Genomic DNA, 22,404 nt, shown 5'->3' with positions numbered 1-22,404 from the left:
CTGCAGACTGCTGCAAGGTCAGTCTGTTCTATAGCAAGGCCGGGGGATGATGGGGACCACGGGTCCCTGCGGCAGAGTTGCCGAAGGTCACGACAGGCTAACGAGGGGAGTCCGGGAAAGGCTTCGGGATCGGGGGGCACCCCGGAAAGCCCTGTCTACTGGCGGGTGTCCGGGATCGGCGGCTGGGCAACCTCGGGCGCACAAAGGGCCTCGGCGTCGACCGGATCGAAGTGGTAATGCGCGTTGCAGAACTCGCAGGTCACCTCCACCGCGCCCTGCTCCTCGATGATGCTGCGAATCTCGTCACGCCCCAGACTGCGCAGGGTTTCGGCGATGCGCTCGCGCGAGCAGGGGCAGTGGAAAGTCACCGGCGTGCCGTCGAACAGGCGCACCCGCTCTTCGGCGAACAGCCGGCCCAGCAGGGCACCAGCGTCCAGCTTCAGCAACTCGTCGGCGGTGGTGGTCTCGGCCAGGATCGTGGCGCGGTTCCACTCCTCCGAATCGCGCGTCACCGCATTGCCACCCTCGGCCGGCAGCGCCTGCAACAGCAGACCGGCGGCGGACTGCGCCCCGCTCGCCAGCCACAACCGGGTCGGCAGCTGTTCCGAGCGCTCGAAGTAGACGTTCATCGCCTCCGCCAGCGAGTCGCCCTCCAGCTCCACGACGCCCTGATAGCGCTCGCTGCCGTCGCCCGGATCCAGCGTCAGCATCAGCCGTGCGTCCTCGCCGGCGCATTCGGCCAGTGTCGCGCCCTCCGGCGGGGTCTCGCGAAAGCGCGCCAGGCCACGCAGCCGCCCCTGGCCATCGGCCTGGGCGACGATCATGTGCACCGGCCCGGGGCCGGTGATCTGCAGGATCAGCGAGCCGTCGAACTTGAGCGTGGCGGCGGTCAGGGCAACGGCCGCATAGGCCTGGCCCAGCAAGTCGCGCACCACGGGCGGGTACTCGTGCAACTCCAGCAGGGCCTGCCAGGAGGCGTCCAGGTGCACCCACTCGCCGCGCACCCCGGCCTCCTCCAGCATGAAGCGGTGGAGGGTATCGGTCTCACGCATGGTGGCAGGACTCCGAAATACGCAACGGCATCAACCGTCCAGCTTGGCCTTGAGGCGCTCGTTGACCTGGGCCGGGTTCGCCTTGCCCTGGGTCGCCTTCATCACCTGGCCGACAAAGAAACCGAACAGCTTGTCCTTGCCGCCGCGATACTGCTCGAGCTGCTGCGGGTTGTTGGCCATCACCTCGTCGATGATGGTATCGATCGCGCTGGTATCGGTGATCTGCTTGAGCCCCTTGGCCTCGATCACGGCGTCGGCGTCGCCTTCGCCGTTCCACATCGCCTCGAAGACTTCCTTGGCGATCTTGCCGGAGATGGTCTCGTCCTGGATGCGCGCGAGCAGGCCGGCCAGACCCTCGGCATTGACCGGGGCATCCGCCAGCTCGACCTCGGAGCGGTTCATCGCGGCGGAGAACTCGCCCATCACCCAGTTGGCGGCCAGCTTGGGCGCGCCGCAACCGGCAGCCACGACCTCGTAGAAATCGCCCATGTCGCGCGCAGCGGTCAGTACGCCGGCGTCGTAGTCGGACAGGCCGTACTGTTCGACAAAGCGCGCCCGCTTGGCATCCGGCAGTTCCGGCAGCTTCTCGCGCACGGAGTCGATGAATGCGTTATCCACGACCAGCGGCAGCAGGTCCGGATCAGGGAAGTAGCGGTAGTCGTTTGCCTCTTCCTTGCTGCGCATGGAGCGCGTCTCATCGCGATCCGGGTCGTACAGGCGGGTCTCCTGCACCACCGAACCGCCGCCTTCGATCAGGTCGATCTGACGCTCGACCTCGAAGTTGATGGCGCGCTCGACGAAGCGGAAGGAGTTCAGGTTCTTCAGCTCCGCGCGGGTGCCGAACTCGGTCTGGCCCTTGGGCCGCACCGAGACGTTGGCGTCACAGCGAAAGCTGCCTTCCTGCATGTTGCCGTCGCAGATATCCAGATAACGCACCAGCGAATGCATCTTCTTCATGTAGGCAACGGCCTCCTTCGCGGAGCGCAGCTCCGGTTCGGAGACGATCTCGATCAGCGGGGTGCCGGCGCGGTTAAGGTCGATACCGGTCATCGCCTCGAAGCCCTCATGCAGGCTCTTGCCGGCGTCCTCCTCGAGGTGCGCGCGGGTCACGCCAACGCGCTTGATGGTGCCGTCTTCCAGTTCGATATCCAGATGCCCCAGGCCCACGATCGGCAGTTCGAACTGCGAAATCTGGTAACCCTTGGGGAGGTCCGGATAGAAGTAGTTCTTGCGCGCGAACACCGAGCGCGGGGTGATCTCGGCATTGATCGCCAGCCCCAGCATCACGGCCCGCTCCACCGCGCCCTGGTTCAGCACCGGCAGTACGCCGGGCATGCCCAGATCCACCGGGCAGGCCTGGCGGTTGGGCTCGGCGCCGTAGGCGGTGGGCGCCCCGGAGAAGATCTTGGAGACGGTATTGAGCTGGGCGTGAATCTCCAGCCCGATGACGGTTTCCCATTCCATGTGCAGGGCCCTCAGGCGAAGGCCGCCGGCACGCGGGCGTGCCAGTCGGTCTCTTGCTGATACTGGTGAGCAACGCCCAGCAGGCGCGCCTCGTCAAAGTAGTTGCCGATCAATTGCAGCCCGACCGGCAGGCCGTCGATCTCGCCGGCCGGCAGCGACATCGCCGGCAGCCCCGCGAGGTTCGCGGCGATGGTGTAGATATCCGACAGGTACATGCTGACCGGGTCGGCCTTGGCACCCAGCGCGAACGGCAGCTCCGGGGTGGTCGGCGCGAGCAGCACGTCGACGTCCTCGAAGGCGCGGCGGAAGTCGTCGGCGATGATGCGCCGGACCTTCTGCGCCTTCAGGTAGTAGGCGTCGTAGTAGCCGGCGGACAGCACGTAGGTGCCGACCATGATGCGGCGCTTCACCTCGTCGCCAAAGCCCTCCCCGCGCGAGCGGGTGTAGAGGTCCATCAGGTCCTCGGGATTCTCGCAGCGGTAGCCGTAGCGCACGCCGTCGAAACGCGCGAGGTTGGAGGAGCACTCGGCCGGGGCGACCACGTAGTAGGCCGGCACCGACAGGTGGCTGTTCGGCAGGCTGACCTCGCGCACCTCGGCGCCGCGGCCCTTGAGCACCTCGATGGCGGCGTCGATCACGCCGCGCACGCGCTCGTCCAGTCCGGCCTCGCCGAAGAATTCCGTCGGCAGGCCGATACGCAGGCCCTTCAGGTCCTGCTCCAGTCCGGCGGTGAAATCCTCTTCCGGGCGCTCGACGCTGGTGGAGTCGCGTTCGTCGAAGCCGGCCATGGCATTCAGCATCCGCCCGCAGTCCTCGGCAGTCGCGGCCATCGGGCCACCCTGGTCGAGACTGGAGGCGAAGGCGATCATGCCGTAGCGCGAGACGCGGCCGTAGGTCGGCTTGAGCCCGGTGATGCCGCAGAATGCGGCCGGCTGGCGGATCGAACCACCGGTGTCGGTACCCGTGGCGCCCGGCACCAGGCGCGCACCCACCGCGGCGGCGGAGCCGCCGGAGGAACCGCCCGGCACGCGCTCGGTGTCCCAGGGGTTGCGCACCGGGCCGTAGAAACTCGTCTCGTTAGACGAGCCCATCGCGAACTCGTCCATGTTGGTCTTGCCCAGCATCACCGCACCGGCGGCATTCATGCGCTCGACGACGGTGGCGTTGTAGGGCGAGACGAACGGATCCAGCATGTGCGAACCGCAGGAGGTGCGCACACCCTCGGTACAGAAGATGTCCTTCTGCGCGACCGGCACGCCCAGCAGCGGGGTCTTTTCACCCTTCGCCAGGCGCGCATCGGCGGCATCGGCCTGCGCCAGCGCCTGCTCGGCGGTCACGGTGATGAAGCTGTTCAACTGCGGATCGAGACGCTCGATCCGGTCCAGATACAGCTGGGTCAATTCGCGCGAGCTGATCTCGCGGGCCTGGAGCTTGCGCACCCAGCCGGACAGGGTTTCCTGGGCCATGGTTTCGGGGACTCTTGCTGGCTAGAAGCGTGACGGGTTCAACAGAACGGCGACGGCGCGGATCATTCGATGACGCGCGGGACCAGGTACAGACCACCCTCGACAGCCGGGGCGATGGCCTGGAAGACCTCGCGCCGATCCGGCTCGGTCACCGCATCCGGGCGCAGGCGCTGCTCGGCGTCCAGCGGGTGGGCCATCGGCTCGACACCCTCGATGGCCGCACCATCCAGTTGTTCGACAAAGTCAAAGATGTCGCTCAGCCCACCCGCGAAATCCCGGGCCTGGTCATCGTTCATGGCCAGACGGGAGAGATGAGCGATGCGCCGGACTTCGGAGGTATCGACGGACATGGCAGGGTGGGTCCTGTAGCGTTCGGATTCATTGGGCGAAACGGAGCGCAAACTTACCACAAAGCCGTTGTTGCCCAAACCCCGGGCGCTTGCTAGAGTCGACGGCTTTCCCGCCCGCCCACTCAAGCAGGTTTCTTCTTCATGTTCAAACGCCTTCTGGGGTTGTTCTCCAACGACATCTCCATCGATCTCGGCACCGCCAACACCCTCATCTATATGCGCGGCCAGGGCATTGTCCTGAACGAACCCTCCGTGGTCGCGATTCGTCAGGACCGCGGCCCGGGCGGCCCGCGCTCCATCGAGGCCGTAGGGATCGAGGCCAAGAAGATGCTCGGCCGCACGCCGGAGCACGTGGTGACGGTGCGCCCGATGAAGGATGGCGTCATCGCCGACTTCACCACGACCGAGAAGATGCTGCAGTACTTCATCAAGAAGGTGCACGAGCGGCGGATCTTCCGCCCCAGCCCGCGCGTGCTGGTCTGCGTGCCCTGCGGCGCCACCCAGGTGGAACGCCGCGCGATCCGCGAATCCGCCTTCGGCGCCGGGGCACGCAAGGTCTACCTGTTGCAGGAGCCCGTGGCCGCAGCCATCGGCGCCGGCATCCCGCTGGACGAGGCGGTCGGCTCCATGGTGCTGGATATCGGCGGCGGGACCTCCGAAGTCGCGGTGCTGTCGATGAACGGCATTGTCTATTCCGAATCCGTGCGCATCGGCGGCGACACCTTCGACGAGGCGATCATGGCCTATGTGCGCCGCAACTACGGCGTACTGATCGGCGAGGCCACCGCCGAACGCATCAAGCACACCGTCGGCTCGGCCTATCCGGGCAAGGAACTGCTCGAGATCGAGGTCAAGGGCCGCAACCTGGCCGAGGGCGTGCCGCGCTCGTTCACCCTGAACTCGAACGAGATCCTGGAAGCCTTGCAGGATCCGCTGTACGGCATCGTCTCTGCCGTACGCACCGCCCTGGAGCAGACCCCGCCGGAACTCGGCGCGGACGTCGCCGAGCGCGGCATTGTGCTGACCGGCGGCTCCGCCCTGCTGCAGCAGCTGGACCGGCTGATCATGGAAGAGACCGGCATCCCGGTGGTCATCGCCGACGACCCGCTGACCTGCGTCGCCCGCGGCGGCGGCCGGGTGCTGGAGATGCTCGACGAGAAACGGGTCGACTTCCTCGCAATGGAATAAGGCCGGACCACCCCGCCCGCGTCGCCACGGCGCGGGTCTGGTTCGGGTTACACTCCGGGCCGCAACAGGTCGGCAAAGCCGCACGGGACGGGGTTCCGCAGCGGCTTTGCCTTGTCGACGCGATCCGGAACCGGAGGTCACGCCATCAGCAAGCCGCTGTTCAGACTGGGTGTCTCGCCCACTCTGCGCCTGCTCGCGGTGATCCTGCTGGGCCTGGCGCTGATGGCGCTGGATCACCGCGTCAACGAACTGCAGTTTGTCCGCGGCGCCCTGGCCACCGTCACCTACCCGCTGCAGGTCGCGGTGGACGCACCGGTCCGCGCGGTCAGCCGGGTGTTCGAGTCGTTCACCAGCCGCGAAGACCTGATCACCGAGAACCGCATCCTGCGCAGCGAGAATGCCGAGCTGCGCGCGCGTCAGCTGCGCTTCGAGGCCCTGCAGCTGGAGAACGACCGCCTGCGCGCCCTGCTGAATACCGCCGAGCAGGCCGAAGAGCGGGTCGAGATCGCCAAGCTGCTGGCCGTGGATCTCGACCCCTTTCGCCAGCAGATCGTGCTCAACAAGGGGCGCAATGACGATGTCTATGCCGGCCAGCCGGTCATCAATGCCGACGGCGTGATCGGTCAGGTTCTGTCGACCCGTCTGACCAGCTCGATCGCTCTGCTGATCTCCGACCCCAGCCACGCGCTGCCGGTACTGAGCGCGCGCACCGGGCTGCGCGGTCTGGTGGTCGGCACCGGCAACCCGCAACGCCTGGAGATGCGCCACGTTCCGCTGCAGGAGGATGTGGAGCCCGGCGACCTGCTGCTGACCTCCGGGCTGGGCGGCCGTTTCCCGGCCGACTACCCAGTGGCCCGGGTCACCTCGGTCGAGCGGCCACAGGGCCAACCATTCCTGAGCATCGAGGCCGAACCGCTGGCAGCCCTGGACCGCTCCCGCGAGGTCCTGTTGCTGTGGACCGACGGCGCCGTTTCAGCGATCGCCCCGCTCAATCTGGACAACGACCTGGAGGCGGCTCCGAACGCGCTCGAATCAGAACCGGCCGAAGGGACACCGTGACCCGTGCCATCGGCATCCCCTGGCCGGTGGCGCTGACCCTGCTGGCAGCTCTGGCCCTCGCCATCGTGCCGGTCCCGGATATCCTGCGCCCGGCGCGCCCGGAGTGGCTGGCGCTCATCCTGATCTACTGGGCCATGGCCTTCCCGTCGCGCATCGGCATCCTGACCGCCTTCGTCGCCGGCCTGTTGCTGGACACCCTGCAGGGCCAGCTGCTGGGACAGAACGCCATCGCCCTGGCCGTGGTCATCTACATCGTGCTGCAGATCCACCCGCGCCTGCGGGTCTATCCGGTCTGGCAACAGATGATGGTGGTCGCCATCCTGATGGCCCTGTTCAAGCTTCTGGCCCTGTGGCCACAGGGCATCACCGGGTTTCCGCCGGGCAGCCTCTGGTACTGGGCGCCGGTCCTCACCAGCGCCCTGGTCTGGCCCCTGGTCTTCTCCCTGCTGCGCGACCTGCGTCGGCGCTGGCTGCTGCACCTCACCTGAGGAAAACGCCGACCCCATCCCGGTCGAAGCAAACCCTGGCTGTCACGCATACTGTGTCCGAACCGAAACAAGGAGCCTTGCATGGACCCGAACAAGCAAACCGAGATCGAAGCCGCCGTGTTGCGCCGCCTGCTGCAGCACCTGGACGAACGCAAGGACGTGCAGAACATTGACCTGATGAACCTGGCCGGCTTCTGCCGCAACTGCCTGTCCAAGTGGTACGTGGCCGCCGCCGAAGAACGCGACGAGTCCATCGACTACGAGGGTGCCCGCGAGATCGTCTACGGCATGCCCTACAGCGAGTGGAAAGAGCGCTACCAGAAGGAGGCGACGCCGGAGCAGAAGGCCGCCTTCGAGGCCAGCCAGAAATCGCCCCATGCATGATCACGGCCTGATCGAGACCCCGGAGGCCCTGCAGGGCTTCCTCGACACCATCGCCGGGACCGACTGGATCGCGCTGGATACGGAGTTCATGCGCGAGAAGACCTACTACCCGCGCCTGTGCCTGATCCAGCTGGCAACTCTGGACCAGATCGCCTGCGTCGACCCGCTGCAACTCGACATCAAGCTGCTGGAACCCCTGCTGTTCGATGCCGGCGTAACCAAGGTCTTCCACTCGGCCTCGCAGGATCTCGAGGTGCTCTATCGCGAACTCGGACGCGTGCCCACCCCGGTGTTCGACACCCAGATCGCTGCCAGCATGCTCGGCCACGGCGAGCAGATCGGCTACGCCAACCTGGTCAAGGCGATCCTCGATCGCGACCTCGACAAGAGCCAGACCCGCACGGACTGGGCACGCCGCCCCCTGAGCAAGGAACAGATCCTTTACGCCGCCGATGACGTACGCTTCCTGGCCACCGTGTTCATGCGCCTGCTGCACGAACTGGAAAGCCATGACCGGATGCACTGGCTGCGCCCGGAGATGGAGGCCCTGAGCGACCCGGCCCTGTACGAACCGAACCCCGAGGCGGCCTGGCAGCGGGTCTCCGGGGCCAAGCGGCTCAAGCCGCGCGAACGCGGCGTACTCAAGGCCGTGGCCGCCTGGCGCGAACGCGCGGCACAGGCGAGCGACCGCCCGCGCCGCTGGATCCTGGCCGACGACATCCTGATCGATATCGCCCGGCGCACGCCGGAGGACGCCGCCGCCCTGCACCAATTGCGCGGCTTCCCCGACGGCATGAAACCGCCACGTCAGGAAGAGCTGCTGGAGGCGATCCGCGAAGGCCAGGCCCTGCCCCGCGAGGAATGGCCACAACTGCCGGACAAGGCGAAGCTGACCGAGGCGGAAGAGGTCCTGGCGGACATCGGCATGGCCCTGCTGCGCGAGTGCGCGCGACGCAACCAGATCACCGCCGGCGCGATTGCGCAGCGCAAGGATGTCATCGAACTCCTGAAGGGCGACGGCACGAGCGGCCGCCTGGGCAGCGGCTGGCGTCACGAGATCGCCGGAAAGACCATCGCTCGCTGGTTTGCGGGCGATGGTGAACTGACACGTACGGAGGAAGGGCTGCAGATCCGCCCGTGATCGTCGCCCGGGCGGATCTGCAGCGGTAGCGTCAGGCGGCCTTGTAGATCCCGCGGCGCGGCGAGGTCAGGCGACCCTGGCGCTTCAGGTAGGCCAGGGTCTGGCTGATGTTCTTGGTATCCAGGCCGGCCTTCTCGGCCTGTGCCTTGATCTCCTTGATGCCCATCTCCGGCTGGGTGGCGACGATATCGCAAAGCTTCTGGCTGATGGACTCGCCACCGGCCCGGCGCCCGCGACGTCCGCCGCCCGCGGTACGACCCACGCGCCCGCCCAGTTCACGGATCTGGCGCTCGAGCTCGCCGAGTTCCTTGCGATGCCGCGCCACCATCTCCTTGCGCTTTTCCATCAGCTTCTCGCGCTTCTCGCGGCGTTCGGCTTCCTTGCCCTCGGCTTCTTCCTTTTCCCGCTGGCGCGCGAGGGCGTACAGTTCTTCGGCCGACAGATCGGAGGCCTTCTTGTTATCCATACTCATGCAGAACTCCCGGGTTCTTAAAACGGATGCGATTACAGGTTAAGACCAAAGGGTTTCCGGCTATTCAGTCTAGCCTCTAACATTTGATCACCATAGAATAGTACCACCCCATGGATAGATGCTGTAACGATCATAATAAGGTGCACACGGCACAAGAGCGACCACACGCACTTTCTGGCGAAAACCGCACACTCATACGAGAAGAGGTCGCCCGATTGTATAACCAGGCCGCGGGCACGCGCACATCCGATCCTCCCGCCGTTCACTTTGACTTGAAAGGCCGGGCGGCCGGCCAGTGGCGCCTGAGAAAGAATACGGAAACCCTGCGCTTCAATCCGGAAGCCTTCAGTCTGGACTGGAATCAACATTTCCCGGAAACAGTGGCACACGAAGTCGCCCACTCTCTGGTATATCGCACCTACGGCGCGCGCAGGGTTCGACCTCACGGCCCTGAATGGCGGGGGTTCATGCAGGCGATGGGGTTTCAAAAGCCCCGGGTCACACATGCGACCGCGCTGACCACACGCAAGATGCGCCAATATCACTACGAGTGCGCCTGCGGCCCTCAACTACTGAGCGCGCGACGGCACTTTCTTATTCGCAAACGCGGCTACCACTACCAGTGCCGCCAATGCGGCGAATGGCTAAAGCGCTCCGACGGCGGAGCGCCCTGAGGAGCCACCATCATTCCGGGGCGTGTGGCTGTTGATATAGTCAACCAGCCGCACGGTTGCCCCCTGATGCTCCGCAATAAAAGCGGCCGAGCGGCGCCGCAAGGCCTCACGCCCGGGTTCATCCATTACCAGCAATGCCCGAATACGGGTAATGGCCTCGTCGGCGTCGGCCGCTCGTCCCAGCACATTCGCAGCCTGCATGCGCTCCACCAGGAGTTCGAAGTTGTCCACGTGCGGACCCATAACAACCGGGCAGTGCCACAACACCGCCTCCAGCGGATTGTGCCCGCCCACCGAAACCAGCGACCCCCCTATGAAGGCCGCATCGGCCAGCCCGAAGAAGCGCTTCAGTTCCCCGAGGGTATCCAGAAGCCAGAAATGGGTGGCGGCGTCCGGCAGACCTTCACTGCGACGCACGAAGGTGTGGCCGGAACGCTCCAGCAAGTCCGCCACTGCGGGAAACCGCTGGGGATGGCGTGGCGCCACAACAACCAAGAGGCGTGGATACTCGGTGCGCAATGCGCGCAGTCCCGAGAACAACTGGGCCTCTTCGTCGGCATGGGTGCTGGCAAGAACGACCACCGGGCGCCCATCAACCACCGAGCGCAGGGACTCGACTTCCTGACGATCGGTTTCCTCGACGCGGATATCGAACTTGATGTCGCCGTTGACCGTCACGCGATCAGGCACGGCCCCGAGCGCGACGAAACGCTCGCGGTCCAGCGGATTGCGACAGGCAATCCAGTCAAATCCGTTCAATGCCGGCGTGATCAGCCGCGGGAGCCGCGCATAACGCCGGGCCGAGCGCCCGGACATACGGGCGTTCGCCAGCACGACCGGGATACCCATCCGTCGGGCCGCCGCCAGCATATTCGGCCAGATCTCGGTCTCCATCACCACGATGCACTGCGGCCGCAGCGCTCGCAGGAAACGCCCCTGTAGCCAGGGCAGATCCAGTGGCATGAAGCGATGCATAACGCGGTCGCCGAGCCGCTCGGTCAGCATCGCGGCGCCGGTCGGCGTCGTCGTGGTTACCAGGATGCGACGCGGGCCGGACGCCAGGAGCCGGCGAATGAGCGGTTCCGCCGCCAGCACTTCACCTACCGAGACCGCATGGATCCAGATCTCCGCCGGCTCCGGCGGAGGGGCCCAGCCCATCACCTCGCCCGGGCGCACACGCACCGATGCCCGACGACTGCGCAGTCCGTGGCGGATCAGCAGCAAGGGGGTCAGCAACGCAAGCAGCGCCGTGTAGACTACGCGGGTCATTCGCAGGGAGACTCCGATCCGTGACGGCCCGCCCCGAACATCCGAGCGCGACCGAACGCCCGCCCCGCGGCCCCGCCACCTGGCCCATGTGGGCGGTGATCGGCCTGGCTCGGCTGGTCATCCAGTTGCCCATCCGCTGGCAACAGGCGCTTGGGCGCGGCATTGGGCGGCTGTTCTACCGTTACGGCCGCAAGCGGCGCGCGATCGCCCGCACCAACCTCGAACTGTGTTTTCCCGGCCAGCCGCCGGAACGGCGCGAACAGTGGCTGCGCGAGCACTTCGAGGCGGCCGGAATGGGTGTCCTGGAAATAGCCATGGCCTGGTGGGGACGCGACGCGCAACTCAAGGGGCATTACACAATCCACGGGCTGGAACATCTGGACAAGGCACTGGAGCAAGGCAAGGGGGCCCTGCTGGTCAGCGCCCATTTCACCACACTCGAGCTTTGCGGGCGCCTGCTGGCGCTGCACCGGGAGTTTGCCGCGATGTACCGCCCCAGCGAACGCCCGCTGATCAACTACCTGTTCAAGGTCAATCGCAACCGCCACACGGCCGGCGTGATCGCACGCGACGACGTCAAGGGACTACTGCGCACCCTGCGCGAGAACATGCCGGTGTGGTATGCACCCGACCAGGCCACCAGCGGGCGCCAGACCGAGCTGGTCCCGTTCTTCGGCGAACCCGCGAACACGCAGACCGCCACGCATCGCATCGCCCGGGTCAGCGGCGCCCCGGTCCTCCCCTTCTTCGGCTACCGGCGCGAAGACGGCCACTACGTCGTGACCATCCACCCCCCGGTAGAGGGCTTCCCCACCGAGGACGCCCACGCCGACACCCTGCGCATCAACCACATCATCGAAAAAGCCGTGATGGATGCCCCGGGGCAGTACTTCTGGACCCACAAGCGCTTCAAGAAACGCACGGGCCTGCCCAACCCTTACACGAGCTGACTCTCGCGCACGATCAGTCTTCCAGACCCAGTTCGCGGCGGATATCTGCCGCCACCTTCGGCGTGTCATTCACTGGCGTGTAGGCCCACTGGTCAAGCGCGCCGGTGAATGGCCGGGTTACCCCTTCCGCCTCCAGAGCGGAATGGAAGGCCTGCAGGCGACGACCGAGTGGCCCCAGGGCCACCGTGTACACCGGCACACCGGTCGCCGCCGCTTCCGAGACCATGGATACAGAATCGGCACTGACCACGATGTGGTCGGCCGTTGCCAGCATCGCCATGAAGGGGTTCTCTCCCTGCCCGCCCCAGACAAACCCCGGGACATCCGCCAACCCCTCCACCAGTCGTCGGGTACTGGCCTCGCCCGTACGCCGCGAAGGGGTCACCAGCACGCTACCCCCAGAGGCTCCGGCCGCCGAACGCAGGTCACGGATCAGGGCATCCAGCCGCTCCTGGCCCAGATCTCCCCGCTGGGTGGCACCCCCGATCAGCACCGCGATCCAGGGCCGGGGAAATGCAGCCCAGGCATCCCCCAGGTCCGCACGCGCCGCCTCCAGCCGCTCGGCCGTCACCCGGTGCAGGGCGCCGCGCGTCGCGATCACGTTCGGGCCGGTCAGCCCATCGTGGCGCGGCGGCACCACCCAATCGAAATGCCGCGGGGCGATCTGTGGATCCTGAATATGCACGGTCATGATGGCACCCCCGCTGGCGCGCCTGAGTGCCACGGCCACCGTGGCACTGCGGCGCCCGCAGGAGATCAAGAGGCGCGGCCAGGGCGGCGCCAGGGAATCGCTATCGGAGGTGAGCCCTCGCAATACGCCGGGCGCGAAGGAACCGCGCATCCAGCGCCAGGGCGGACGCAGCCCCACTGTCTTGTGTTCGTAGGGCAGCCCCACGGCTTCGGCCAGGCCACGGACCTGACTGGTCATCCCGGCCTCGCCGGTCGTCAGTGTCCAGCAGTAAGCCTCGGTCACAATGAAGCGTTCGTCGCCTGGCCTGCGGTCACGCCGGCACGCGGCGCTGCACAGGTGTGTCGGGAGAGGCCAGTTCGTGGCGGTTGCGCCACTCTTCGGTCACATAGTTGATGATCAACGAGCGTCGCACACCTTCCAGGGGGCGAAGGTGGTAGCCATGCCAGGTGTTGTCGGCCGGCACGAACACCAACGCACTGTTGTATGTGCCCGGCGCCGTCTCGTAGTGCGTGTCCGCGTCCACGTACACGTCCGTGCCCCAGCTCTCGTAGCCGGGGTCGGTGGACAGGTACAGCAGCATGGTGAATTTTTTCACGCCAAGATCGGTATGTGGTGCCAGCCAGAAACCCTCGGTATCCAGGCAATGCTCGATGCGCAGGTAGTTGCCGCTGACGTCCACGCCGCACACCTCGTAGATCGCATCCAGCACCTGCGGGCTCTCGAACGCCGCTGCAACGCTTTCGCACACATCGGAGGCCCGCCGGTTCTCGACGTCGAAGAAGCGCCGCGAGCTGTTGTGCGTCTCACGCTTGCCCTCGGTGTCACCAATCGCGGGCGGCTCGAACGGCAGCGCCTCCACCGCGCGCGCCGCCGCCTCGGGCAGTATCGCCTGCGGATACCACCGCCGATACGGATACGCCTCCGACCGCGCGCGCCGAAGCGACGCCTCGACCTGACTTGCTACTTCAGCGGCGGTATCCATTTCTTTTTCCACTAAATTCAACAACGCCGCACAGTGTAGTGCAAACCAGGGGGATTCCACAAAAAACAGCGTTCAAACAGGCTGCTAGACTGGCGACAATTCCGATATCGCACCCCCCAAAGATCCACCGTTACCCAGGCCAACGCCATGACACCTTCAGACGGGCCCTTATCGGACCCTGATACAACCCCGTTTGGCACATATCGCCCCAAGGGGTTTGCCCACGCCTTACTCTGGATCGTGCGTCTAGGGCTGGCACGAGGCACGTTGTCGCGCCAGCTCAGAAGATTCTGGAACAGCCGCCTTCCAACCACCGTCGATATCGAACGACGAGGCATCCGGTATCGGCTCAACGTTCGGGACAATGTCACCGACGCGAAAATACTCCTTTCATCGAAGGTCTACGACCGCGAGGAACTGGAGCATCTCGCGAACGCATGCGATGACGGCACGTTCATCGATATCGGCGCCAACACCGGGTACTACAGCCTGCACGTGGCGGCCGCCGGGGCACGCCAGGTCCTAGCCATTGAGCCCAACCCTCCGACATTCCGTCGACTTCTGTTCAACCTGGAATGCAATCGCTTTGCCGAGGCAATTCAAGCCCTCCCGCTGGCCATTGGCCCAAACGGTACCGCCATGCTGCACTTGGCCGAAGGACTGGGTTCCGCCTCGCTCAATCCGTCGGAACAGTCACGGGGCAACACGGTTGAGGTCCAGACCGAGCCCCTTCTGGATGTACTCACCAATGCCGGAATCGAACGCATCGACGGCCTCAAGATCGACATCGAAGGATACGAGTACCAGGCCCTGGAACCGTTTTTCCGGGACGCGGCTCCATCGCTGCATCCTAGATGCATCGTTATAGAAAGCTGTCACGGGCACATCTGGGAAAAAGACGTCCTGGCCCTGCTTCGGGAGCATGGTTACCAAATCCAGAGCCGCTCACGGTCCAACTCGATCCTGTACCTGAGTTAGACCCGACCTCGGGCACCAGAACAATTAGCGCAAAGAAACGCACTACTCCACGAGGAAGCCAGCCCCATGGCAACTATTCTGCAAGTCTTGCCCGCCCTGGAATCCGGCGGCGTGGAACGCGGTACCCTGGAAATGGCTCGTGCCATCCAGGCTGCAGGAGAACGCTCCCTGGTCATGTCCGGCGGGGGCAGCATGGCTCCTTCGCTGGAAGCCGAAGGGAGCCAGCACTTCACCTGGCCGGTGGGCAAAAAGTCCCTGCGGTCATTGCGCTTGGTGCGCCCGCTGCGCAACTTCATACGCGAACAGGAAGTAGACTTGGTACACGTCCGCTCCCGCGTACCCGCATGGATCGTATGGCGCGCGTTACAGGGCATGCCCCGGACTGAACGCCCGGCCCTGGTCACGACCTTCCACGGGTTTTACAGCCCCGGCCGATACAGCTCGATTATGACCCGCGGGGACCGCGTCATTGCCGTCTCTACGAGCATCTCGGCCTACATTCAGAAGCACTTTCCGGCATGCCCGACAGAACGTATTCGCGTCATCCATCGAGGCGTGGATCCCAGTGAGTTCCCTTATGGCCACAAGCCAGGCGATGACTGGATTGAAGGCTTCTTCCAAACCCTTCCGGCGCACGCCCGCGATCGAGCGCTTATAACGCTCCCCGGTCGCATCACGCGATGGAAGGGGCAACTGGATTTCGTGAAGGTCATGGATTCCCTAATCAAGCAGAACCTCCACGTCCATGGCCTTGTTGTGGGAGGAACGGAAAGACGCCGCCAGCGCTACGAAGCCGAAGTGCGCCAGGAAATCCAAGAACGGGGACTGGAATCCCACATCTCCTGGCTGGGACAGCGTTCCGATCTTCGGGAGATCATGGCAATGTCGTTCGCGGTACTTTCGCTCTCGCGCGAGCCAGAGGCTTTTGGCCGGGTCTCGCTCGAAGCTCTATCCCTGGGGCGACCCGTGATTGCCTACGATCACGGAGGCGTGGGTGAGCAGATGGCCGCTTTATTCGCCGAGGGAACAATCCCGCCATGCAGGCCCGAACTGGCAGCAGACAGGATATCTGATTGGCTGAAAGGCTCCGCCCCGCGGCCAGCGCATCTTAGGGGGTTTACGCTCGACGAGATGCAAGGACAAACCCTCGACGTCTACCGAGAGCTTCTTTAAGACAAGCCGGACTCAGAGGGTGGACATGTTGGTCACACGCGATCACGCCAGTCGGAGGCGCTGCTCATTCTTGGTGGCCACCCGCGCCAGGCCCGGTTCTCTCACCCATCCCCTCGCCGCCGCGCTCAGGCACGGGCCTCTGATTGCTTGATTGAATGAGCGGTGCCAGCGCGAGAGCGACCACCAGCCAGAGAACCGCTGTCGTGTATGAACTGTAGACAGTCCAGTGGACGTTGATGGGGTTAAGAGCCACAAAGATCGCCACACCGGCTACGAGAACATCAGGAGAATCAACGGCCCCATGCTCTCTCGCACGCCGCCACAACGCCGAAAGAATCCCTAGCAATGCCGCGAGGTAGGCGAACAATCCCACAGCCCCGGTCGAGACCAGGACATCAAGAAAATACAGATGGATATGCGCGAATGGCATGTCAGAGTAGCCTCGCGCCTCCGCCACCGGCTCGACCCCTCGCACACCCACGCCAAGGATCGGCTCATCCATCGCCACGCGCCAGGAAGCAAGCCAGATCGTCCCGCGCTTCGCCGTCGCCTGATCCAGACCCTCAAGACTGAACTCGGACATCTTGGAGATGACCACCAGCCGGTCCCGGGTTTCCGGTGACACCCACAGCGCCAACGCGACGCCCAGCACAAGCACCAGGGCGAAGGCTGACACGGTCCTAATTCGCAAGCGGTAGAACCAGATCAGAAAGGCGCCGTAGGCCACCAGCGTGATCAATGTCGCCAGCATGGCAGCCCTGGAACCCGAGAGGAGAATCGCGATGACCACGATCAGGGGCAATACCGCGGCCAGGCGATTGCGAGAAGCCAACCGGCGGGATGCCTCCAGGACGAACGGAAGCAAGTGGGCCAGCACAATGCCAAGGCGCATGTTCGGGTGAAACAGACCGTCGATCCGGCGCCCGTTGTACGGATAGCCCAGCAGGTTTGCACCAGTAACAAACTGAAAAACCCCGTCGAGCGACCAGAATACGGCCAGCGCCAGCACAACGTATAACAGGGGTGTAGCCACATCACGGCGACGCGCAACCCACAGCAGAGGAAGTATCGCAATCGCGAACAATGGATAGGTCAGGGCTGTCCGGAGGGCTCGGTCGAAATCGACCGCCACGGTCAGTGACACCAACTGCGGCACCCAGAGCGCCAACAAGAGCAGCAACGCCCAGCGAATCCAGCGCTCCACCCAGATCGTGCGGGAGTGCCGGGCCGCCAAACCCAATCCCCCGAGCGCCAGAAACACAAGCGGAAGAAAAACCCCCGTTCCAAACGGAAGCGCAAACAATGCAAACATCGTGAGACCTAAGACCGCGAAATATTGACGGTCTAGCTGACCTCGCGCATCTATCCAAACTTGGCCAGCATTCAAGCTCATACCTGACGATACCCGGACATTTAGTGGCGGACGATCATATCTCCCAAGCCGCCGACTTTCCTCATGCCCCTGACACATCGACACGCTTGGGGGACAATCCGGGGAGAAACGACTCCAACGTCGAAAGTCGCGCGAGCCTCCCAGTTTGTCCGAAGGAGCCCCACAGAATTATGGAACGGAATGATCACACCCTCAAAGCCACACCTTCCCCGAAACAAGTGCTGTGCATGAAGTGGGGGACAATGTACGGGCCGGACTACGTCAACCGGCTTTATGCGAGCATCCGCCGGAATACGGCCGGCCCCCTTCGCTTTGTTTGCCTCACAGACGATCCGAATGGCATTCGACCGGAAGTGGAGACCCACCCCTGCCCCTCGATCGACATCCCCGAGCCATGGCGATACGGAACATGGCGAAAAATGGCGCTTTACCTTGATTCCGAATCCCTCTCGGGCCTTGGCGGCGACTGGCTATTTCTGGACCTGGACGTCGTGATCACCGGCAAACTCGACCCGTTTTTCGAGTACGAACCCGAGCACCCCTTCGTCGTGATGCAAAACTGGACCCAGCCCGGGAAAGGGATTGGCAATACGTCCGTGTTCCGATTCCGCATGGGGGTTCATGGCTATCTGCTCGAACGGCTACTGGGGGACTTCGACCGCTTCCGCAGGCAGTATCGCAACGAGCAAACCTACATCAGCCGCGAGATCGATTCCCTGCTGTTCTGGCCGGACGCGTGGTGCGCTTTGTTCAAGGTCCATTGCGTCCCGGCCTGGCCCGCTCGCTTCTGGCGCACGCCGGCGATACCCGACGGAGCCCGTGTGGTCGCATTCCCGGGATCGCCTAACCCTCCGGACGCCTTGGAGGGAAAGTGGCCGGAAAAACGCTGGCGGAAAAGGCTCTACAAGAAGATCCGCCCAACTCCCTGGATCGATACCTATTGGGCGCGAGCCGAAGAGGCCTTGGCAGCGGAAATAGCGAACTCCCGGGACTGACCGAGGTAACTGACAGGGACCGGATCTGGCCCGCGCCCCCCGGTCACGCGGAAATCAGTCGTCGTCTTTCAGGATGAACTGGGTGCCGCAGTAGGGGCACAGGTAGCGGCCGTCGGGGGTCTCGTCGATCGGGAGAAAGACGCGCGGGTGCGAGGACCACAGCGCCATCGTCGGCGTGGGGCAGTGCAACGGCAGGTCCTTGCGCGTGACGGTGATTTCGGTCTGCGCGTTCGCGGTCGGGTACTGATCCTGGTGGTGGGCGGTATCGGGGTTCACCATGGTTTTTCTCGCATCCGGTTGACGGAAAATTTGGGCGTCTCAGACGAAGGTCAGCCAGCCCTCGTGGCGGCTGTCCCGGCCCTGTACCACATCGAAGTAGCGCGACTGCAGGCGCTCGGTGATGGGTCCGCGGGTGCCGGAGCCGATCGGGCGGTCGTCGACCTCGCGGATCGGAGTCACCTCGGCGGCGGTACCGGTAAAGAAGGCCTCGTCGGCGATGTACACCTCGTCGCGGGTGATGCGCTTCTCAATGACGTCCAGGCCCTCCTCGTGCGCCAGCTCGATGACCGTGCGGCGGGTGATGCCGTCCAGCGCGGAGGTCAGGTCCGGGGTGAACAACACGCCGTCGCGCACGATAAAGATGTTCTCGCCGCTGCCTTCGGCCACGTAGCCCTCGGTATCCAGCAGCATGGCCTCGTCGTAGCCACAGCGGGTGGCCTCCTGCAGGGCCATCATGGAGTTCATGTAGTTGCCGTTGGCCTTGGCCTTGCACATGGTCACGTTGACGTGATGCCGGCTGAAAGAGGAGGTGCGAATGCGAATCCCCTTCTCGATGCCCTCGTCGCCCAGGTAGCTGCCCCAGTGCCAGGCCGCAACCATCGCATGCACCAGGAGATTGTCCGCGCGCAGGCCCATCCCTTCGGAACCGAGGAAGCACATCGGACGCAGGTAGGCGCTTTCCAGCCCGTTGTCGCGCACGGACGCGATCTGGGCATCGTTCAGCACCTCGGCGGTATAGGGGATGGTCATGCCGAGAATCTTGGCCGAGTTAAACAGCCGCCGGGTGTGGTCCTGCAGGCGGAAGATCGCCGGGCCGCGCTCGGTCTTGTACGCGCGCACGCCCTCGAACACCCCCATGCCGTAGTGCAGCGTGTGGGTGAGCACGTGGGTCTTCGCCTCGCGCCAGGGCACCATCTGCCCGTCCAGCCAGATCACCCCGTCGCGGTCGGCCATCGACATTGTCTTGTTCCTCTATGTGGTCTCGTTCGCGGCCGATTCCGGCTCGCCGAACAGGTCATTCCAGGCATCGATCACGCCATCGCGCACGGCGCAGAGCTCGTCGTCGGGCTTCTCGACCCGGGCGTCCAAGCCGGCCAGCGTCAGGCGGTGGATGCGGTTGCGCAGATCGCGGTAGGCATCCGCCAGCGCCTCGCTCAACGCCGCGTCGATCACGCCCTCGCGCCCCAGTGCATCCAGCGTGCGGATCTTGTCCGGCCAGTCACACACGGCGGGATGATCGTGAGCGGATACCAAAACCCAGTATTGAACCATGAATTCAATATCAGTGATACCGCCCCGGTCGCGCTTGAGATGGAAGCCGTGGCCCCTCTTCGAGGCGTGCTCGGCCAGCATGCGGTTGCGCATCTCGACCACCTCGGCGCGCAGTGCGTCGGTATCCCTTTCACGAGTCAGCACCTCGCGACGCAGGGCATCGAACTGCTCGCCCAGCTCGGCATCCCCGGTCACGAAGCGCGCACGCACCAGTGCCTGATGCTCCCAGGTCCAGGCCGACTCGTCCTGGTAACGCCGGAACGCCTGCAAACCGCTGACCAGCAGGCCCGCGGTCCCGCTGGGCCGCAACCGGGTATCCACCTCGTACAGGCGACCCGCCGGGGTGAAGGCCCCCAGCAGGTGCACCACCCGCTGGGCGACGCGAGCGAAGAATTCGGTGTTGTCGATCACCTTGGGCCCCGCGGTCTGCGCCTCGTCGCCCTCGCTGTCGTGCAGGAACACCACGTCCAGGTCCGAACCATAGCCCAGCTCGAAACCACCCAGCTTGCCGTACCCGATCACCGCAAAGCGCGCGACGCGGCGCGCATCCGTGGCCCCGCACTGCGGCTCGCCGTGGCGCTCCACCATCTTGTCCCAGGCCAGCTGCAGCACCCGCTCCAGAAGCACCTCGGCCAGCCAGGTCAGATGGTCGGAGATCTTCATCAGCGGCAGGAAGCCCATGATGTCGGCGGCCGCCACGCGCAGCGTCTGCACCTGCTTGAACTGGCGCAGCCGGTCCAGCATCTGCTCGTGGTCCTGCCCGGGGAACTGCGCCAGCTCGGCCTCCAGCTCCTCGCGCAGCCCGTCACGATCGGGCGGCGCGTACAGCGCGCGCGGGTCCAGTAGCTCGTCCAGCAGCACCGGGTGGCGGGTCAACTGCTCGTTGATCCACGGGCTGGCGGCCACCAGCTTGACCAGCTGCGACAGCGCCAGGGGGTTCTCGACCAGCAGCGACAGGTACACCGAGCGCCGGGCAATCGTGCGTACCATCTGCAGCGCCCGCGGCAATACCGCATCCGGTGCGTCCATCTCCGCGATCGCCCCGATCAGCAACGGCATCAGGCGGTCCAGGCGCTGGCGCCCGGTCACGCTCATCGCGCGCACGCCCGGACTCTCGCGCAGATCGGCGATCCCGCGCAGAGCCTCGTCCGCATCCTGAAAGTCCATCGCCTCCAGCACCGCCCGAGCATCCGCCTCCGGCAGCGAGCCCTGCCACAGACGATTGAGCTGCTGCTCGCGCCCGGTCTCGGGCGAGGCCTCCATGGCCTCGCCGTCCGCGCGCTGCGGCGCACTGAATACCTGCTCGAAGTGAGCATGCACCCGCCGCTGCTCGCGCAACAGCGCCATCTCGAAGGCCGCCTCGTCGTCGAACCCCAGCGACAGCGCCAGTCGATGCCGGTCCTGACCATTGGAGGGCAGACGGTGGGTCTGCTGGTCATTCAGCATCTGCAGACGGTTTTCTACCCGACGCAGGAAGCGATAGGAACGTTCCAGCTGCTCGACGGCATAGCCGGGCAGCAGGTCGCGCTCCTGCAATGCCGTCATCACGCCCAGCAGGTCACGCCGCTGTAGCCCCTGGTCGCGCCCCCCGCGGATCAACTGGAACGACTGCGCGATGAACTCGATCTCGCGGATCCCGCCCTCGCCGTGCTTCACGTCCTCGAAGCGACCGCGCCGCGCCGACTCGTCGTTAATCATCTGCTTCAGCTCGCGCAGATTGGCCAGCGTGCCGTAGTCCAGATAGCGCCGGTAGATGAACGGGCGCAGCCGGCGCATCAGGCGCGCCCCGGCCTCCGGGTCGCCCGCCAGCGGACTCGCCTTGATCAGGGCGTAGCGCTCCCACTCGCGGCCGTGGGCCTGGTAGTAGTCCTCCATCGCGTCGAAATGCATCACCAGCGGTCCGGAATCTCCGAATGGGCGCAGGCGCATGTCCACGCGATAGCAAAAGCCGTCCGCAGTCACGTCCGACAGCGCTGCAATCAGCTGGCGCCCCAGGCGCTGGAAGAATTCCTGATTCTCGATCACGCGCTTGCCATCGGTCTCCCCCGCCTCCTCGAAGGCGAAGATCAGATCGATATCCGAGGAGAAGTTGAGCTCGCTGCCACCCAGCTTGCCGAGCCCCAGGACCACCATGGACTGGGCCTCGCCCGCGGGGCTGCGCGGCTGGCCGTAACGCTCCTGCAAATGGCGGTCCAGCCATTGCAGGCCGCCCTCGATGAGGGCGCGGGCCAGACGGCTCAGGTCGTGCATGACCTCGTCGAGGTCGGCGTGACCGGCCAGGTCGCGCCAGGCGATGCGGATCATCTCGCGATGCCGCGTTTCGCGCAGCGCGTGACGCAGCCCGGCATCGTCGGTCACGGCCTCCAGGCGCGCCTGCAGCGTGCGCTCGAAGTCCGCATCGTCACACGCCGGTATTTGGCCGCGTGGATCCAGCGCCTCGAGCAAGTACTCCGGATGCTGACGCACTGTCTGCACCAGGTAGTGGCTGAAGGCGAACGGGGCCGGCGTCGACGCCAGGAAGGTGTCCGGCCAGGCGAGCTTTTCGTCCAGCTCGGCCAGCAGATCGCGGACCTCCTGCTCCAGCGGCGGCGACAGGCGAGCGGGGGATTCGGGCAGGGGCTTGTCCATGTGCCAAGCGTATCAGCGTTGCGGCCCGGGGAGACCACCCCATGGCACGTACCAGC

At 65.2% G+C, this 22,404-nt stretch carries 22 protein-coding genes; 10 read left to right on the top strand and 12 right to left on the bottom strand.

The genetic code is table 11. The features are described from left to right. Nucleotides 1-155: 155 nt before the first annotated feature. The 4 genes from hslO to gatC form a co-directional block, all read right to left on the bottom strand. Nucleotides 156-1,052: an Hsp33 family molecular chaperone HslO gene (gene hslO, locus B0684_RS11785; protein WP_018145251.1), complete on the bottom strand. Its 897-nt coding sequence runs from the start codon at nucleotides 1,050-1,052 to the stop codon at nucleotides 156-158. A gap of 30 nt (nucleotides 1,053-1,082) precedes the next feature. Further along, nucleotides 1,083-2,516 carry an Asp-tRNA(Asn)/Glu-tRNA(Gln) amidotransferase subunit GatB gene (gatB, locus tag B0684_RS11780; protein WP_018145250.1) on the bottom strand — a complete coding sequence of 478 codons (1,434 nt, stop codon included), beginning with the start codon at nucleotides 2,514-2,516 and terminating at the stop codon, nucleotides 1,083-1,085. An 11-nt stretch (nucleotides 2,517-2,527) separates the two neighbouring features. Continuing rightward, nucleotides 2,528-3,982 (bottom strand): Asp-tRNA(Asn)/Glu-tRNA(Gln) amidotransferase subunit GatA, encoded by a 1,455-nt coding sequence (gatA, locus tag B0684_RS11775; protein ID WP_018649648.1) that lies wholly within the window; start codon nucleotides 3,980-3,982, stop codon nucleotides 2,528-2,530. 62 nt (nucleotides 3,983-4,044) lie between these two features. Next, complete coding sequence (gene gatC / locus B0684_RS11770) at nucleotides 4,045-4,332, bottom strand: Asp-tRNA(Asn)/Glu-tRNA(Gln) amidotransferase subunit GatC (protein WP_018169027.1); 288 nt, start codon at nucleotides 4,330-4,332, stop codon at nucleotides 4,045-4,047. A 141-nt stretch (nucleotides 4,333-4,473) separates the two neighbouring features. Here gatC and B0684_RS11765 point away from each other — a divergent pair, with 141 nt between their 5' ends. The 5 genes from B0684_RS11765 to rnd all read left to right on the top strand — a co-directional run bounded on the left by B0684_RS11765 (nucleotide 4,474) and on the right by rnd (nucleotide 8,592). Continuing rightward, nucleotides 4,474-5,520 carry a rod shape-determining protein gene (locus B0684_RS11765; protein ID WP_018142132.1) on the top strand — a complete coding sequence of 349 codons (1,047 nt, stop codon included), beginning with the start codon at nucleotides 4,474-4,476 and terminating at the stop codon, nucleotides 5,518-5,520. 111 nt (nucleotides 5,521-5,631) lie between these two features. Further along, a complete protein-coding gene (gene mreC, locus B0684_RS11760; RefSeq protein ID WP_018169026.1) occupies nucleotides 5,632-6,579 on the top strand; it encodes a rod shape-determining protein MreC in 948 nt (315 codons plus the stop codon). Continuing rightward, a complete protein-coding gene (gene mreD / locus B0684_RS11755; protein WP_018649647.1) occupies nucleotides 6,576-7,067 on the top strand; it encodes a rod shape-determining protein MreD in 492 nt (163 codons plus the stop codon). Before mreC ends, mreD begins: the two co-directional genes overlap by 4 nt. Before the next feature lie 81 nt (nucleotides 7,068-7,148). Next, nucleotides 7,149-7,451 (top strand): DUF1244 domain-containing protein, encoded by a 303-nt coding sequence (locus B0684_RS11750; protein WP_018649646.1) that lies wholly within the window; start codon nucleotides 7,149-7,151, stop codon nucleotides 7,449-7,451. Then, the gene (gene rnd, locus B0684_RS11745) at nucleotides 7,444-8,592 is read left to right on the top strand and encodes a ribonuclease D (RefSeq protein ID WP_018169023.1); all 1,149 of its coding nucleotides are present in this window, start codon (nucleotides 7,444-7,446) and stop codon (nucleotides 8,590-8,592) included. Before B0684_RS11750 ends, rnd begins: the two co-directional genes overlap by 8 nt. A 31-nt stretch (nucleotides 8,593-8,623) precedes the next feature. On the opposite strand, the gene B0684_RS11740 is transcribed toward rnd, so the two are convergent. Then, a complete protein-coding gene (locus tag B0684_RS11740) occupies nucleotides 8,624-9,064 on the bottom strand; it encodes a hypothetical protein (protein ID WP_018145243.1) in 441 nt (146 codons plus the stop codon). Nucleotides 9,065-9,279: 215 nt separating this feature from the next. Here B0684_RS11740 and B0684_RS11735 point away from each other — a divergent pair, with 215 nt between their 5' ends. Beyond that, nucleotides 9,280-9,738 (top strand): SprT family zinc-dependent metalloprotease, encoded by a 459-nt coding sequence (locus B0684_RS11735; protein WP_231365740.1) that lies wholly within the window; start codon nucleotides 9,280-9,282, stop codon nucleotides 9,736-9,738. Here the strand turns inward: B0684_RS11735 and B0684_RS11730 are convergent. Next, nucleotides 9,709-11,007, bottom strand: a complete 1,299-nt coding sequence (locus B0684_RS11730; protein WP_018649645.1) for a 3-deoxy-D-manno-octulosonic acid transferase — start codon at nucleotides 11,005-11,007, stop codon at nucleotides 9,709-9,711. The two genes, B0684_RS11735 and B0684_RS11730, sit on opposite strands and share 30 nt — an antisense overlap. A gap of 20 nt (nucleotides 11,008-11,027) precedes the next feature. On the opposite strand from B0684_RS11730, the gene lpxL reads away from it, so the two are divergent. Continuing rightward, entirely contained in the window at nucleotides 11,028-11,957 is a 930-nt protein-coding gene (gene lpxL, locus B0684_RS11725; RefSeq protein ID WP_018649644.1) for an LpxL/LpxP family Kdo(2)-lipid IV(A) lauroyl/palmitoleoyl acyltransferase, read from the top strand. Between the two features lie 13 nt (nucleotides 11,958-11,970). Here the strand turns inward: lpxL and B0684_RS11720 are convergent, their stop codons facing one another. Further along, the gene (locus B0684_RS11720) at nucleotides 11,971-12,930 is read right to left on the bottom strand and encodes a mitochondrial fission ELM1 family protein (protein ID WP_018649643.1); all 960 of its coding nucleotides are present in this window, start codon (nucleotides 12,928-12,930) and stop codon (nucleotides 11,971-11,973) included. A gap of 28 nt (nucleotides 12,931-12,958) precedes the next feature. Beyond that, complete coding sequence (locus B0684_RS11715) at nucleotides 12,959-13,630, bottom strand: 2OG-Fe(II) oxygenase (protein WP_018649642.1); 672 nt, start codon at nucleotides 13,628-13,630, stop codon at nucleotides 12,959-12,961. Nucleotides 13,631-13,897: 267 nt separating this feature from the next. Here B0684_RS11715 and B0684_RS11710 point away from each other — a divergent pair, with 267 nt between their 5' ends. Together B0684_RS11710 and B0684_RS11705 are read left to right on the top strand one after the other, a co-directional pair. Beyond that, nucleotides 13,898-14,608, top strand: a complete 711-nt coding sequence (locus B0684_RS11710) for an FkbM family methyltransferase (protein ID WP_018649641.1) — start codon at nucleotides 13,898-13,900, stop codon at nucleotides 14,606-14,608. A 66-nt stretch (nucleotides 14,609-14,674) separates the two neighbouring features. Continuing rightward, nucleotides 14,675-15,781, top strand: coding sequence for a glycosyltransferase family 4 protein (locus B0684_RS11705; RefSeq protein ID WP_018649640.1), 1,107 nt, complete (start codon nucleotides 14,675-14,677; stop codon nucleotides 15,779-15,781). 64 nt (nucleotides 15,782-15,845) lie between these two features. Here B0684_RS11705 and B0684_RS11700 read toward each other — a convergent pair whose 3' ends face one another. After that, the gene (locus B0684_RS11700) at nucleotides 15,846-17,093 is read right to left on the bottom strand and encodes an O-antigen ligase family protein (protein ID WP_233123449.1); all 1,248 of its coding nucleotides are present in this window, start codon (nucleotides 17,091-17,093) and stop codon (nucleotides 15,846-15,848) included. A gap of 251 nt (nucleotides 17,094-17,344) precedes the next feature. On the opposite strand from B0684_RS11700, the gene B0684_RS11695 reads away from it, so the two are divergent. Next, the gene (locus B0684_RS11695) at nucleotides 17,345-18,169 is read left to right on the top strand and encodes a hypothetical protein (protein ID WP_231376849.1); all 825 of its coding nucleotides are present in this window, start codon (nucleotides 17,345-17,347) and stop codon (nucleotides 18,167-18,169) included. A gap of 54 nt (nucleotides 18,170-18,223) precedes the next feature. Here the strand turns inward: B0684_RS11695 and B0684_RS11690 are convergent, their stop codons facing one another. Genes B0684_RS11690 through glnE form a run of 3 tightly spaced genes read right to left on the bottom strand, consistent with a single transcriptional unit; the run spans nucleotide 18,224 to nucleotide 22,348 of the window. Further along, the gene (locus B0684_RS11690; RefSeq protein WP_018145221.1) at nucleotides 18,224-18,448 is read right to left on the bottom strand and encodes a zinc-finger domain-containing protein; all 225 of its coding nucleotides are present in this window, start codon (nucleotides 18,446-18,448) and stop codon (nucleotides 18,224-18,226) included. A 39-nt stretch (nucleotides 18,449-18,487) separates the two neighbouring features. Next, nucleotides 18,488-19,408 carry a branched-chain amino acid transaminase gene (locus tag B0684_RS11685; protein ID WP_018168999.1) on the bottom strand — a complete coding sequence of 307 codons (921 nt, stop codon included), beginning with the start codon at nucleotides 19,406-19,408 and terminating at the stop codon, nucleotides 18,488-18,490. Nucleotides 19,409-19,420: 12 nt separating this feature from the next. After that, nucleotides 19,421-22,348, bottom strand: a complete 2,928-nt coding sequence (gene glnE, locus B0684_RS11680; protein ID WP_018649637.1) for a bifunctional [glutamate--ammonia ligase]-adenylyl-L-tyrosine phosphorylase/[glutamate--ammonia-ligase] adenylyltransferase — start codon at nucleotides 22,346-22,348, stop codon at nucleotides 19,421-19,423. Between the last annotated feature and the right edge of the window lie 56 nt (nucleotides 22,349-22,404).

This window comes from Thioalkalivibrio versutus (assembly GCF_001999325.1).
Taxonomy (GTDB): domain Bacteria; phylum Pseudomonadota; class Gammaproteobacteria; order Ectothiorhodospirales; family Ectothiorhodospiraceae; genus Thioalkalivibrio; species Thioalkalivibrio versutus.
Note: the sequence above shows the minus strand (reverse complement) of the source record. Positions and strands in the feature narration are given on the sequence as shown.

Coding starts and splice junctions, on each gene's coding strand:
- gatA (WP_018649648.1), bottom strand. CDS start 3,982: ATGGCCCAGGAAACCCTGTCCGGCTGGGTGCGCAAGCTCCAGGCCCGC.
- B0684_RS11685 (WP_018168999.1), bottom strand. CDS start 19,408: ATGTCGATGGCCGACCGCGACGGGGTGATCTGGCTGGACGGGCAGATG.
- B0684_RS11695 (WP_231376849.1), top strand. CDS start 17,345: ATGGAACGGAATGATCACACCCTCAAAGCCACACCTTCCCCGAAACAA.
- B0684_RS11730 (WP_018649645.1), bottom strand. CDS start 11,007: ATGACCCGCGTAGTCTACACGGCGCTGCTTGCGTTGCTGACCCCCTTG.
- B0684_RS11715 (WP_018649642.1), bottom strand. CDS start 13,630: ATGGATACCGCCGCTGAAGTAGCAAGTCAGGTCGAGGCGTCGCTTCGG.
- B0684_RS11750 (WP_018649646.1), top strand. CDS start 7,149: ATGGACCCGAACAAGCAAACCGAGATCGAAGCCGCCGTGTTGCGCCGC.
- B0684_RS11740 (WP_018145243.1), bottom strand. CDS start 9,064: ATGAGTATGGATAACAAGAAGGCCTCCGATCTGTCGGCCGAAGAACTG.
- gatC (WP_018169027.1), bottom strand. CDS start 4,332: ATGTCCGTCGATACCTCCGAAGTCCGGCGCATCGCTCATCTCTCCCGT.
- B0684_RS11765 (WP_018142132.1), top strand. CDS start 4,474: ATGTTCAAACGCCTTCTGGGGTTGTTCTCCAACGACATCTCCATCGAT.
- B0684_RS11690 (WP_018145221.1), bottom strand. CDS start 18,448: ATGGTGAACCCCGATACCGCCCACCACCAGGATCAGTACCCGACCGCG.
- B0684_RS11705 (WP_018649640.1), top strand. CDS start 14,675: ATGGCAACTATTCTGCAAGTCTTGCCCGCCCTGGAATCCGGCGGCGTG.
- gatB (WP_018145250.1), bottom strand. CDS start 2,516: ATGGAATGGGAAACCGTCATCGGGCTGGAGATTCACGCCCAGCTCAAT.
- glnE (WP_018649637.1), bottom strand. CDS start 22,348: ATGGACAAGCCCCTGCCCGAATCCCCCGCTCGCCTGTCGCCGCCGCTG.
- rnd (WP_018169023.1), top strand. CDS start 7,444: ATGCATGATCACGGCCTGATCGAGACCCCGGAGGCCCTGCAGGGCTTC.
- B0684_RS11700 (WP_233123449.1), bottom strand. CDS start 17,093: ATGTTTGCATTGTTTGCGCTTCCGTTTGGAACGGGGGTTTTTCTTCCG.
- hslO (WP_018145251.1), bottom strand. CDS start 1,052: ATGCGTGAGACCGATACCCTCCACCGCTTCATGCTGGAGGAGGCCGGG.